Origin of the sequence: Lactobacillus kefiranofaciens (assembly GCF_900103655.1) — a bacterium.
Classification (GTDB): domain Bacteria; phylum Bacillota; class Bacilli; order Lactobacillales; family Lactobacillaceae; genus Lactobacillus; species Lactobacillus kefiranofaciens.
Map to the genome: position 1 here is coordinate 33,334 of NZ_FMXC01000005.1, position 13,340 is coordinate 46,673.

Consider the following 13,340-nt stretch of genomic DNA (forward strand, 5'->3'; position numbering starts at 1 on the left):
GTTCGAAAATGTAAACCTTTTTTACTTATTTTTTATTTTGGCAAATGTTTATAAACTTTTTCAAAGAGCATTTGATGAGTTCGTCCATCTTTTTTCTCTAAATAAGATACTAAATCACTAGCAAAACTATCTGGCTCATCAATATACTTGCTTAACTTAGGATATAAACTACCAATTACCAAGTTTGTTTCACCAATCATTAAAGGCAACTGACTAGGGTTATGGCTAAATTTCGTTCCAATTGCAGAAATTATTTCTTGATATTTAATTTCTTTTTCTAAAAGCTGAGTATCTACTGGAACAAAGCTTTCCAGATTGCCAATTACCCAGATCTTAAATTCGTCTTCCACCCCTAACCTAATTAAATCCTCACAAATTGATAAACGTACTGCAAATTCTGGCGTAGGATCTAATAATATGCTCTGAGCAAAAGTTTTAAAATTAATCAAATTTAATTTATGCAAATTTTCATAGTCGGCCTGAGTAACTTGTTTTTTTTGCTTGAAAGTTCGCATAATCTGCTGTTGCTTCTCCTCTGGAGCAGGTTCTACTTGCAATGGTAAAGACAGACCCGTTAAATGCTTTACCTGCATAGCCTCTATCAAATATTGATTTTTCTGTAGCGTTTTGCAATACAAGCGATAAACTCGCTGGTCAGAAAAAAGATCAGGCTCTTCTTTAATTAAAGCATAAGCCTGATCCTCTTGTTTATTAGCACAATATAATTCACATAATTGCAAGACAACATCCAATGAATGTTCTCCTCGCAATGACTCTTCTAAATTTTCAATGGCAGCATGCAAATTCCCATTATGCTGATTTTCAGCAGCAAGTTTCAATAAATTCTTTTGACTTACTGATGTCATATTTTTTTATTCTTTCTTTTTCTTTTCGTTTCTATTATTTTTACGCGTTTTATCAGACTGAGACTTTTCATTGCGTTTTTGCATTGCACGATGACGATTTTGATTAACTTCCATTACTACTGGCAAAATCACTGGACGCTGGTTAGTCTTTTTATACAAAAATTTTTCTAAATCGCTCCAAATATCCTGCTTTAATTCAGTCCAGTCAAACTTTTTATGTTCGAAATTATTATTAATTGCTTTTTTAATTACATCAATTGAATCCTTCATCAATTGATGGTTTGCCTTGATATAAACAAAGCCACGACTAGTTACCTTAGGTTCTGCAATAATTTTCTTTTTCTTATGATCGATTGTAACTACTGCAATAAAGATTCCATCATCAGATAAGACTTCCCGATCTCGTAAAACAATACTACCAACATCACCAACGCCAGAGCCATCGATCATTGTATCTTCGCCTGGCACTGGATCTGATAAGTAAAAGCGCTTTTTCTTAAAATCATAGTCTAAGCAGTCGCCATTTTTAGTAATATAAATATCCTTAGAGTTCATGCCAGCCTTAATCGCTAAACTACGCACAATTTCAAGCAAGCGATATTCGCCAATCACTGGAATTAAAAACTTAGGCTTCAAGGTATCAATTAGCAGTTGTAAATCACGACCAGTTGCATGACCGCTAGTATGCATATTACGTCCTAATTGAATAACTGTACCACCAGCTTTATATACCAGATCGCTAGTTTCTGCCACCATCGTCTCAACTGCATGAGAAGGAGTAGTAGCAAGGAAAATTAGATCCCCTTTATGAATAGTAATCATACTGTGACGCTTTTTGGCCATTTTTTGAAGAGAATTAAGCGGTTCACCCATTCTACCTGTTTCTAAAATAACTGTTTGTTCTTTGGGAACAGTCTTCAGATCCTTAACTCGCATAAGCAAACCCTCTGGAACATCCAAATAGCCTAACTTCATTGAAGTTCTGACGATCTTAGCCAAATCGCGTCCAGTTAAAAGCACTCTCTTCCCAGTAGCTTTAGCGGCGTTTAAAACTTCTTGTACACGATTTAAATTAGAAGCTTTAGCAGCGACAATAATTCTGCCAGTAGCATTTCTAAAGGCATTAGTTACGAAATTACCAATATCTTGCTCTGATGCATTAGGGAAAGATGCCTCGGCATTCGAAGAATCACTAAGCAAAGCTAAAACGTCTTTTTGTTCAATTTCGGCTAAGCGATCCATATCAGTACGATAATTAGGTTCAGCCGTAGGGTCGAACTTAAAGTCACCAGTATAAACAACCTCACCTTCCGGAGTATGAACATCAATACCTAATGAATCAGGTATTGAATGCGTAGTATGGAAGAATGAAATGCTAGCATTCTTAAAGTCAATCTCTGTATCTGCATCAATAACGTGGAACAAATTGTTCTTGCGGTGCTTGTTTTCACGTTGAACTTCAATTTTTGCCAGTTCAATACTCAATTGTGAACCAAATACAGGAATATCATATTTTCTTAAAATATATGGTAAAGCTCCAATTGAGTCGGCATGTCCATGGGTTAAAAAGATTCCAGCTACTCGATCACCATATTGTTCAAAGAAATCGAGGTCAGGAATTACTACATCAATGCCAAATAAAGAACTATCTGGGTACTTTAATCCGGCATCAAGAACAAAAATTTCATCGTTAACTTGAACGGCGAACATGTCTTTACCTTGTTCACGCACACCGCTCAAGATCATAATCTTAAGTTGATTAGCCATAATTTTTCCTTTTCTATCTAATTTTCAATTTTTTATGGATCAGAATGATCACAACGTAAAAATAATCTGTTTCAATTTTAGCATAAATAAGGAAAAGTTAACAGGGTAGAAAAAAGAGCCAGCTTAAGCAGCTGACTCTTGCAATATCGAAAATTAACGACGAAGACCTAACTTCTTGATTAGTTCACGGTAACGAGTAATGTCATTGTTTTCTAGGTAACGAAGCAAGTTACGACGGTGACCAATCTTCTTAAGCAAACCAACGTATGAGTGGTGGTCGTGCTTGTGGCTCTTCATGTGATCAGTCAAGTTGTTGATGTCTGCAGTTAAAAGAGCAACTTGAACTTCAACAGAACCAGTATCACCTTCGTGAGTTGCGTATTCTTTCATAATATTTTCTTTTTCAGTCTTTGAAATTGCCATAGTTAATTTCACCTTTCATAAATAATTGCCATTAACAACGTCTACCGTCAGGTGTGAGCAGATAAACAGCGTTAATGGTTCACAACATAAATAATGATACACAGATTTTTTTAAAAAAGCAAGGGCAAATTGCCTTGCATCCCGCCTAGTTCTTAAGTATAATGTATGAAGTAAATTTCTAGATCATTGGAGGTGAATTTTATGCCACAAATCAAGTCAGCTATCAAACGTGTTAAGACGCAAAACGCTACTAAAGAACGCAACGCTTCTGAATTAAGCAAGTTAAGAACTGCTGTTAAGAGATTCAAGAACGCTGTTGAAAGTGATAGTAAAGAAGACGTCTCCAAGTTGCATTTAGAAGCTGTTTGTGCTTTGGACAAGGCCGAATCAAAGGGCTTAATCCACAAGAACAAGGTTGCTCGTGACAAGAGCCGCTTAGCTAAGTTAGCAAAGAAGTAATTTTACTTATTACTAATAAAAAACTCAAAAAGAGAGAAGAATTTATCTTCTCTCTTTTTTGCATTTCTAAACATTTAAAACAAATAGCTTTAGGAAATTATTCTCATGATAAGTTCCGTTCTTATAATTAAATTCTAAATTAATCGCTTGACGCAATAAGTTCTCTAACTTGGTAATTGTCAACCTATTTTTCAAAGCTAGCTTAACTCGATATGGATGTACACCCAATTCTTTCACTATCTGTGACTCGCTACGTCCCCTCTTAGCCAAAATCTTAACTATCAAGATTAATTCTAGTTGATTTTCAAAGACAGCCAGTAGTTGGATCGGGGACGTCCCTTCACGCAATTGATTATCTAAACGATCGACAGCTTCTTGATAATTTTTATTTAAAGCAGATTCCAAAATGGCAAAAATATTTTGCGCCAATGATAAATCAACATTTTGCAAAACTAATTTTTCAGTAATTTTACTATCGATCGCTGCCATTTTTAGTTTTTGATAATTGCTTAAAACAGTATCCATAACCTGATCGCTGCGTTCAATTAAAAGCTGTAATGCTGATTGCGTAATCGTGTAGCCTTCTGCCTTGATTAATGCTTTAGTAATTGCACCAACTTCATACGAACGAATCTGCGGCTCAACCACATTGAATTGTTTCAAAATTGTTTTCGTCAGTTTTTTCCGTCGATCTAATTTTTCATAAGAAGCGACGATTATCACCACATCTTCTATCTCTTGCAAATTAGCAAAAATTTTTTGTAAAGCATCAATTTGCTTCTGAAATTTTTTAGGCACTTTAGCAGTTAAAAAGAAAGGATTTTTAATTAAAATTAATTTCCGTTCACTAAACAAACTGGATTCTGTCAAGCTTGCAATTAATTCATCTAAACCATCCGCTTCACAATCCACACTAATATGTTCTAAATCGATAAATTTCTTTTCTTTAACATATGAAGAAGCCAAATAATCATTTAAGAAATCATCTGCGCCCCAAATCAAGGTATGGGGATTACTGTTATTAGTATTTTTAAATAAAGAAAGTAAGGTCATTTTCTGCGCCGCTTTAAAAAACAATCAAATTTTGGGCTTTCAAGCCCACCATAATACCAGCTAATCATACCACAGTCTTGAGTTGAAACCCATGGTATCTGTTGTTGCCTTAAAGTAGTTAGCGTCTCTTGATGCGGGTGACCAAAACGATTTTTACGTCCAGCCGAAATAAAAACTTTTTTTGGTTTGATCGCCTGTAAAAAACCGGGATTGGATGAAGTCTTGCTGCCGTGATGTCCTAATTTGAAATAATCTACTGTAAACGGCGTTTTTTGCATGATTTCTTTTTCACCATCTTGACCTAAATCACCTGTAAATAGCCAACTTCTATTAGCTACTTTAAAAAATACACTTAACGAGTCTTCATTTTTTCCTTCTCCCGGTTGGTACGGATAAACTACATTAAATGTGATTTTAGGCTCTCTTACCTACATCCCTGCTAATAATTCAACCAGTTTAGTATTTCGAACACGCCCATTAATTCTTTTTTGAAAAGACGGATTATTAATCAAACCCTTAGCCATAAATAATTTTTTCACCCGAATTTGCTCTAGCAACGGTCCTAGATCACCGACATGATCCGCATCCTGGTGTGAAACGAAAATTCCATCAATCACACTAATTCCCTGGCTCTTTAAGAAAGGCAAGGTAATTCGGTTAACTTGTGGAGTTTGCTTTTTACCGGTAAAGTTCAGCTTACCTCCAGTATCAATCAAATACACTTTTCGCGGGAAGGGGGTTGTAATCAAAATACTATCCCCCTGACCTACATCAATAAAAGTCACCTGTCCTCGCAGTGGAAAATGAATCATGCTAAAAAATATGGCATAGACCATAAACAAATTTATTTCTAACTGTTTTTTATCAAAATACCACGCTGTCTTCTCCCGCCAAGCTATAATCAATAATGCCGTTAGCAAAAGCAACGTCAAACATTGCCACCAATTAATTTGCCCAAACGTGATTAACCCCCATTTGGTCAACGACAATTTAGCAATGGCTTTTTCACCCAGATTTAAAATCTGCTCCCCCATCAATGCTAATTGATCAGTCAACCAAAAAGTCAAGATATTAATAAATGTGACTGGCATCACCACATAATTAAAATATGGCACAACCAGCATATTAAATAAAACTGTCAATAAATTTACTTGATAAAAGAAAAATAATAATAGCGGTGTTAATAAGACATTTAGTAAAATTGACTGAGTCAATTTGTTAAACCGATTGGTCAACTGTAAGCCAGCAGCCAGAATATAACTCAAAATTGCTCCAGCTGCCATAAATAAACGCGGCACTAGTAAGATATGCAAAATGCAAGTTAAGCCCAAAAGATCTGGCTGGCTAACTCGATAATGTTTAAATTTACAAATTTTCCCTAAAAAATATGTTAAACTTGCTCGAACAAATCCTGCTTGGCCACTACTTAAAAAAATTCCTAATAATAAAACCAAACTGCAGCAAGCGAATGTTTCCTCATCAGTTAATTTTAAGTAAAAACACACAATACTAATAAGCAAAACGTAAATTCCTACATGCAAGCCTGAGATGCTGAGTAAGTGAATTACGCCTAAATTGCGGTAATTATTTAAAATTTCTTGATTTTCTTGAGCATTATTTTCACCTAATACCAGTTCACTCCCAAAAAAGCCGAGCAGCTGCGGCATTCTATTAAAATAATTTTGCAAATAAAACCGCCACTCATGCAAATAATCAAATAAATTTTGACTCTTAAGTAGAACTAAATTACAGCTGGTGTATTTAATCCTTTGACTAATTCGCTTAGCTAGATAATAATTTTGATAATCAAATTCCCCCTGATTAGTTGCCGGCTCAATCGGATCACATTCACCAGTTATTTGAGTAAGTAATACAGGCCGACCCTCTTTGAGCAATTTCTCTTGCTCTTTAGTAACTCGGACACTAATTAAAATATTTCCTTGTTGATAATGCCCTACTCCTGTTAAATAATCGTCTTTAATACGAATTTGATCAGGATACAGTTTAACCTGACTTTGCGCAGTTAAATTAAATGGTATTTCTTTCTTACTAACATAAATTAAACTAGCAAATGTAACTGCAGTTAACAAAACTAACTTAAAGCTAGTACGATATTTCTTAAACAATAAAAAACTAAAATAAAGCAAAAATACGATAGCTACTAATTGCTGACTAAGAACTGAACAAGAAAATGCTAAAAATGAAATAGCGACTAAAAGAAGTGCAGTCAACAAGTAAAAACCGAGGTCTTGCCTAAACAGCCAGCTGATCTTTGAGACTTTCAAAAGTCTTTTCTCCTATACCTGAGACTTGCATTAAATCTTCAATCTTTTTAAAGGAACCATTCTGCTCGCGATATGCAATAATCTGCTCTGCTTTCTTTTCTCCTACGCCAGTCAACTTTTGTAGATCCGCCGCACTAGCAGTATTCAAATTGACTTTTTCGCCATTGCTGCCACTTTGAGCGCTATCTTTAGCTTCTCTTGAATTATCGCTTCCAGCTGTTACTGTAGACACACTTTCAACTTTTTCGCCTTTATATGGAATATGAATCTTATCTTGGTCTTTCAATAAAACTGCCCGATTAATAGCCTTTAATTGCGCTTTCGCAGTTGTACCACCAGCCGCTTCAATTAACTCTTGCAAGCGAGCCCCATTTTTTAAAGTATAAACTCCCTGATGTTTAACTGCACCTGAAATATCACAGGTAACCGTCTTCGAACTAGACGATGATGCACTACTAGCCATACTAGAGGCATTACTATTGTTAGATGAAGCCGTATTACTGGACTGCATCACTTTTTCATTATTCACTTCCGCTACGCTTTCTTGATTATTGCTTTTTTTCAGCCCAAGAACGGCTACTAAAACTATTGTCGCAATAATATAAATTTTCTTTTCTACGACAACTTCTTTTATTTTATTGAAATTCATTAAAATCCCCCCTCTATTATTTATTACGCAAAAAAAGCCCAGATTTTTCTCTGGACTTTAAATTTTTTTTATTTTTCTTTTTGGTAATGCTTTTTTAGATAATGTAAAGCATCGTCAAATGTGTCCACAGGGACAATTTTCATCTTAGTATGAATTTTCTTAGCAGTTCGTTTCGCCACTGCATAGTTAGTTTGGCTGGCCTTAACGCTTGTATTATCTGTTGGTGCAAAAAAGACCTCAGCACCAGCACGACTTGCAGCCACAACTTTTTTATCAACGCCACCAATAATTCCAACCTTACCCGTAGGCGAAATTGTTCCAGTACCGGCAATTTTATGATCCTTGCTTAAATTCTGTTTAGTAAAAACTTCATAGCTTTCCAAAGTAAACATTAATCCAGCAGAAGGGCCACCGATTTCGCCTGCATTAATTGTTAATTTAGGAGTGGTCTTTACTGTCACATGTTCCACCAATTGAATCCCAATTCCAGGTTTATTAGTACCTTTAACTTTAACAATCCGACCGGTAAAATGCTTCTTTTGTTTGCCTCTCAATACAGAAATAGTAACTTTACTACCAATTTTTTGTTTGCGTAGATAAGTCATCATTTCCTCAGTCGAATGAAATCTTCGCCCGTTAGCTCCTAGTACTGTATCGCCTATCTGCAATTTGTGCTTAAAACTGGATTTCTTTTGCACTTCCATGACATAAACGCCTAAATACTTTAAGCTATGCTTTTTGCCTGCTTTTTTAGCTGCATAATAAATTGCATTCTGCTGACTAGTTTCCATATACCAATTCTGTAATTCATTATATTGCGCGCTAGTTTGGCCTCCTAATAGTTCTTTACTAGGCACGCGTTCAGAATAAGGCCTGGTATAGCTCCATAAATATTCTAAAATTGAAGCAGGACGGCTCGTTACGCTGACTGTAACTAAATAAAAATTAGCTGGTTTCTTATTCTTAGATTTAATAAATTGATTGACCGCTACTGCCTCACCCGGTGATTCAATATAATAATCAGTCGGCCAAAATGCTAAAAACGCAACAGCGACAATTGCGACTAAAGCAATCAGCCAGTTGCGTAAAGATTTTTTTTGCTTATTTTTCATAACGTAACTTCTCTCTTAAAGCCTGGGCAGCCATCTGCGGCAGAAATTGATCAACGTCTTCATCAAAGCGTGCCAGTTCCTTAATCATACTAGAAGCAACGAAAGAATTTTCTGGACTGCTAAATAATAAAACAGTGTTAATGTCTGGTGCTAAACGCTTATTAATCCCAGCTATTTCTCGTTCATAACGAAAATCAGCACTATTTCTGACGCCACGCACAATTACTTTTGCTTTTAACTCGTGCGCCAATTTGACAGTTAATTGATCCGGTCGTTCTAATACCTCAATATTAGGGATATCTTTCAATGCATCCCTAGCGAAATCAGCTCGTTGCCGTGCACTAAATAAATAATGCTTAGAGGTATTAGTCATTGCCACCACAAAAACTCGATCAAAAATTTCTGCAGCTCGTTTAGCCGTTTCTACATGTCCATTGGTAATCGGATCCAAACTTCCCGGAAAAAGTGCAACAGTCATGATTATTTAATCCTTTCGATAAATTCTTACGATAGTTTTTTTTCCTAAATGATGATCCTTAATCATTGAAAAGCCCATAATTTTGCCTAACTCAGTATGATCATCAGTTTCAGCTACTATAATTGCTTGTTCATTTAATAAGCCCAATTTATTCATTCGAATCATATCTTTAGCAATTTTTTCTTTAGCATAAGGTGGATCCAAAAAAATCAAATCAAATTTTTCTTGTTTTTCACTAAATAATTTTAAGGCTGCTGAACTGCGCATATTGTAGATGGCAAAACGTTGTTCCTCCTTGGTTAAAACAACATTTTTCTTAATAATGGCACAGGCGGCATGATTAATATCCACTAGACTAGCACGATCATAGCCACGCGATACTGCTTCAATTCCTAATGCGCCACTACCCGCATAAAGGTCAAGAACATTGCCACCATTAAAGAATTGCCCTAATGAATTAAATAAAGATTCTTTGACCTTATCACTAGTTGGACGCGTCCGATTGCTTTTTAACGTATATAGATTTCTTTTAGCATATTTCCCTGAAATGATTCTCATTATATTTGATCCTCATTCTTTTCTTGTTCAAGTTGCAGTTTTTCCTCAGCTTCTTTAGCCATAGTAGTAATTTGGCTCTCAATGTATTTACTATCAAGATTTACATTTTCCTCAGCCGAAATTTCGACATGTTTAATAAAATCCAACTGAGAAATTTCTTTCTTTACCTCTTCTGCTTCTTTACGATTTACATATAATACACAATACTTCATTTTTTTAGAGAAATATACAATATCTCCATAATGACGTAATTTATATTGATCACTAACCGATTTTAAATAAACAATTAACGCAACTCGTTTAATTAAATGCGTATTTTCAATTTCTTGATTAATACTCATGCAATTGTTTCATCCTTTTCTTTTAACATTTTTTCGTTAGCAGCTACATTTAAGACTAAGCCAATCGCGGCCGTCAAAACAATCATTGAGGAACCCCCATATGAAATAAACGGCAATGTTACCCCAGTAATCGGAAGCAAGCCCAATACAGCGCCAATATTAAAGAAAGCCTCAGTAAAGATAATGGTCGTCACGCCAAAGCAAATTAATGCGTCAAATTGAGAAACTGCATGTACCCCCACGTTCATAATTTTCCACATTAAATAAAATAGCAGACCAATCAACACTATAGTAAAAATTACACCCATTTCTTCTGCCGTAATCGACAAAATAAAATCAGTATAAGGCTCTGGCAAATAGCCCCGCTTTTGCATACTGTTGCCTAGTCCAACGCCTAATAAGCCACCATTATGAATGGCGTAATAAGAATTAACTAGTTGAGCGCCACCTTTTCTTTCCAATTCAAAAGGATGCAGGAATGACATTAACCGTTGAAACTGATAACTTTCTTGCAAAAACTTAGGATTCCATGCTACTACAATGCAAAAAACTGCACCTACCAGAATGACAATTCCAATCAGCCAAGCTAATGCTATTTTAGTAGGAACACCTGAGACTGAAAACATGACTAAGGTAATCATAAATAAAATAGCTGTTCCACCAAAATCAGGTTCTACAATTACCAAGCACATCAAAAATGCTGCTAAAATCGCTGGGTGTGACAAGTTCGATTTTATCCTGCCTGCCACCAACTTACCATCCCGCCGGTCTAACACATAGGCGAGATAGATCACCAAAGCTAATTTAGTTACCTCAAGTGGCTGCAAATTAATAAATCCCAAATTAATCCAACCCACAGCCCCGTTAACAGCGGCAGAACTACCATGAGCAAATCTAAGAAAGACTAGCCACATTAGCATTAAAATACAAATAAGTAAAAAACTAGCCACAAATTTAGGACTCTTGAACACTTTTATTTTTAATGCATAGAACGGTACACCAAACAGTGCAAATGCTGCTACCGCATAAATTGCTTGTCTAATGCCGTATACATCTGGTTTAAAGCCATTAACTAATAAAATATCCGAACTAGCCGAATAAACCAAAATTACCCCTAAGATAACTAAAATTAAGTAAGGGATAAAGATTTTATAGTCAAGATAACGTAATTTTCGACGCACGAGCGTTGCCCCTTTTATAAAATAATACTTTCCTAATTATAAAACAAAAAAGCCACCACTTCTATTCAGTGATGACTTTTTAAAATTTATCTAAAATTAATTAGCACGATTACGTCTCTTGTCAGCCTTTTGACGTTCTGAAGTGTTCAAAATCTTCTTACGCAAACGAATAGATTTTGGAGTTACTTCACAGTATTCATCATCATTCAAGAATTCAATAGCTTCTTCAAGAGTCAAGTTCTTAGGCGTCTTGATCGCAGCTGCGTGGTCCTTACCAGCAGCACGGGTGTTAGTTAAGTTCTTACCCTTAGTTACGTTAACGGCAATATCACGTTCACGTGATGATTGACCCACAATCATGCCTTCGTAGACTTCAACACCAGCACCGATAAATAATTCACCACGTTGCTCAACTGATTGTAATGAGTAAGTAGTTGATTGGCCTTGATTAATTGATACCAAAGCACCGTTACGACGACCTGGGTTCCAATTCTTAACAACTGGCTTATAAGCTTCAAAGGTGTGGTTCATGATACCATAACCACCAGTTTGAGACATAAATTCGTTGTTGTAACCAATCAAACCACGTGATGGAACTAAGAATTCCAAACGAGTTTGACCGTTACCAGTTGATTCCATGTTCTTCATTTCACCCTTACGTTGTGAAAGTGAGTCAATAACTGAACCAACATATTCATCTGGCGTATCAATTTGAACAGATTCAAATGGTTCACACATAGTACCATCAATTTCACGGTAAATAACCTTAGGACGTGAAAGCTGTAATTCAAAACCTTCACGACGAAGCTCTTCAACCAAAATCGAAAGGTGAAGTTCACCACGACCTGATACAGTCCAAGCATTCAATTGATCAGTTGGTTCGACCTTTAATGATACGTCAGTACGAGTTTGGCGAATTAAACGATCTTCCAGCTTCTTAGGAGTTACTTGATCACCTTCACGACCTGCAAATGGTGAGTCATTAGCAACAAAGTCCATTTGCAAAGTTGGTGGATCAATCTTAAGCAGTGGCAAAGCTTCTGGATGATCAGCTGATGCAATAGTTTCACCAACATAAATATCATTAATACCACTAATTGCAATGATATCACCGGCCTTGGCTTCTTTAATTTCATTACGCTTTAAACCAAAGTAACCAAATAACTTAGTAACGCGGAAGTTTTGAGTTGAGCCATCACGCTTCATAACGGTGATATTGTCGCCAACCTTAACGTGACCACGGTAAATTCTACCAACACCGATACGACCAACATAGTCATCCCAATCCAACATAGTGATTTGGAATTGCAGTGGCTCATCTGAGTTGTCGATTGGAGCAGGAATATTCTTAATAATAGTATCAAAGATTGGATCCATCGTTTCCTTTTGTGTACTTGGATCTGGATCATATGATGAAGTGCCATTTAAAGCTGACGCATAAACGACTGGGAAGTCAAGCTGTTCATCATTAGCACCTAACTCAATGAAGAGTTCAAGCACATCATCCAAAACTTTCTTAGGACGAGCACCTGGACGGTCAATCTTGTTCAAAACAACGATTGGCTTAACGCCAGCTTCCAAAGCCTTTTTCAAAACAAAACGAGTTTGTGGCATTGGACCTTCATAAGCATCAACTAATAATAATGCTCCATCTACCATGTGCATAACACGTTCTACTTCACCACCAAAGTCGGCGTGTCCTGGCGTATCCAAGATATTAATAGTAGTATCTTTATAACGAACAGCAGTGTTCTTAGATAAAATAGTAATACCACGTTCACGTTCAATGGCATTTGAGTCCATAGCACGATCTTCCAGATTCATGTGTTCTGGCAAAGTATCTGATTGCTTCAATAATTGGTTAACCAAAGTAGTTTTACCATGGTCAACGTGGGCAATAATAGCGATATTTCTAAGATCGTCTCTTCTTTTTTCTGACAAAAGTATTCCTCCCCACTCTTCAATAAAAAAACTGTGACCTCGTCACAGTTTCGGTAACGCAATAGCGCCTTATCGAAGTGCTTCTTTTTGATCTGTATAGTTACGTTAGTGAATTTTACCACTTAACAGCACATGGGTCAACGCTTAACAATCATTTAAGTTTGACTTTAATTTCTCAAAAGCAAGCAAAATCCCTTAAAGTATGGTAAAAATATATATTAGATCAG

12 protein-coding genes and 1 pseudogene are annotated in these 13,340 nt (G+C 36.1%); 1 reads left to right on the forward strand and 12 read right to left on the reverse strand.

All coding sequences use genetic code 11. The features are described 5' to 3' along the window. Positions 1-32: 32 nt before the first annotated feature. The 3 genes from BLP58_RS03450 to rpsO form a co-directional block, all read right to left on the reverse strand. A complete protein-coding gene (locus BLP58_RS03450) occupies positions 33-866 on the reverse strand; it encodes a hypothetical protein (protein ID WP_013854293.1) in 834 nt (277 codons plus the stop codon). 6 nt (positions 867-872) lie between these two features. Then, entirely contained in the window at positions 873-2,633 is a 1,761-nt protein-coding gene (locus BLP58_RS03455; RefSeq protein WP_013854294.1) for a ribonuclease J, read from the reverse strand. 153 nt (positions 2,634-2,786) lie between these two features. Beyond that, the gene (gene rpsO, locus BLP58_RS03460; RefSeq protein ID WP_013854295.1) at positions 2,787-3,056 is read right to left on the reverse strand and encodes a 30S ribosomal protein S15; all 270 of its coding nucleotides are present in this window, start codon (positions 3,054-3,056) and stop codon (positions 2,787-2,789) included. Positions 3,057-3,257: 201 nt separating this feature from the next. On the opposite strand from rpsO, the gene rpsT reads away from it, so the two are divergent. Beyond that, positions 3,258-3,515, forward strand: coding sequence for a 30S ribosomal protein S20 (gene rpsT / locus BLP58_RS03465; RefSeq protein WP_013854296.1), 258 nt, complete (start codon positions 3,258-3,260; stop codon positions 3,513-3,515). Positions 3,516-3,581: 66 nt separating this feature from the next. On the opposite strand, the gene holA is transcribed toward rpsT, so the two are convergent. The 9 genes and pseudogenes from holA to typA all read right to left on the reverse strand — a co-directional run bounded on the left by holA (position 3,582) and on the right by typA (position 13,113). Further along, positions 3,582-4,568 (reverse strand): DNA polymerase III subunit delta, encoded by a 987-nt coding sequence (gene holA, locus BLP58_RS03470; RefSeq protein WP_013854297.1) that lies wholly within the window; start codon positions 4,566-4,568, stop codon positions 3,582-3,584. Next, positions 4,565-6,853: pseudogene (locus BLP58_RS03475) on the reverse strand (DNA internalization-related competence protein ComEC/Rec2). Before BLP58_RS03475 ends, holA begins: the two are co-directional and overlap by 4 nt. Next, the gene (locus tag BLP58_RS03480; RefSeq protein WP_013854298.1) at positions 6,822-7,502 is read right to left on the reverse strand and encodes a helix-hairpin-helix domain-containing protein; all 681 of its coding nucleotides are present in this window, start codon (positions 7,500-7,502) and stop codon (positions 6,822-6,824) included. The pseudogene BLP58_RS03475 and the gene BLP58_RS03480 overlap by 32 nt, the downstream one beginning before the upstream one ends. Positions 7,503-7,570: 68 nt before the next feature. Next, positions 7,571-8,614, reverse strand: coding sequence for a SepM family pheromone-processing serine protease (locus BLP58_RS03485; protein ID WP_013854299.1), 1,044 nt, complete (start codon positions 8,612-8,614; stop codon positions 7,571-7,573). Then, positions 8,604-9,092, reverse strand: coding sequence for a pantetheine-phosphate adenylyltransferase (gene coaD, locus BLP58_RS03490; protein ID WP_013854300.1), 489 nt, complete (start codon positions 9,090-9,092; stop codon positions 8,604-8,606). Before coaD ends, BLP58_RS03485 begins: the two co-directional genes overlap by 11 nt. Before the next feature lie 6 nt (positions 9,093-9,098). Continuing rightward, a complete protein-coding gene (gene rsmD, locus BLP58_RS03495; protein ID WP_013854301.1) occupies positions 9,099-9,650 on the reverse strand; it encodes a 16S rRNA (guanine(966)-N(2))-methyltransferase RsmD in 552 nt (183 codons plus the stop codon). Further along, positions 9,650-9,991 (reverse strand): YlbG family protein, encoded by a 342-nt coding sequence (locus tag BLP58_RS03500; protein WP_013854302.1) that lies wholly within the window; start codon positions 9,989-9,991, stop codon positions 9,650-9,652. The genes rsmD and BLP58_RS03500 overlap by 1 nt, the downstream gene beginning before the upstream one ends. Next, the gene (locus tag BLP58_RS03505; protein ID WP_013854303.1) at positions 9,988-11,172 is read right to left on the reverse strand and encodes an FtsW/RodA/SpoVE family cell cycle protein; all 1,185 of its coding nucleotides are present in this window, start codon (positions 11,170-11,172) and stop codon (positions 9,988-9,990) included. Before BLP58_RS03505 ends, BLP58_RS03500 begins: the two co-directional genes overlap by 4 nt. 96 nt (positions 11,173-11,268) lie before the next feature. Continuing rightward, positions 11,269-13,113 carry a translational GTPase TypA gene (typA, locus tag BLP58_RS03510; RefSeq protein ID WP_013854304.1) on the reverse strand — a complete coding sequence of 615 codons (1,845 nt, stop codon included), beginning with the start codon at positions 13,111-13,113 and terminating at the stop codon, positions 11,269-11,271. Between the last annotated feature and the right edge of the window lie 227 nt (positions 13,114-13,340).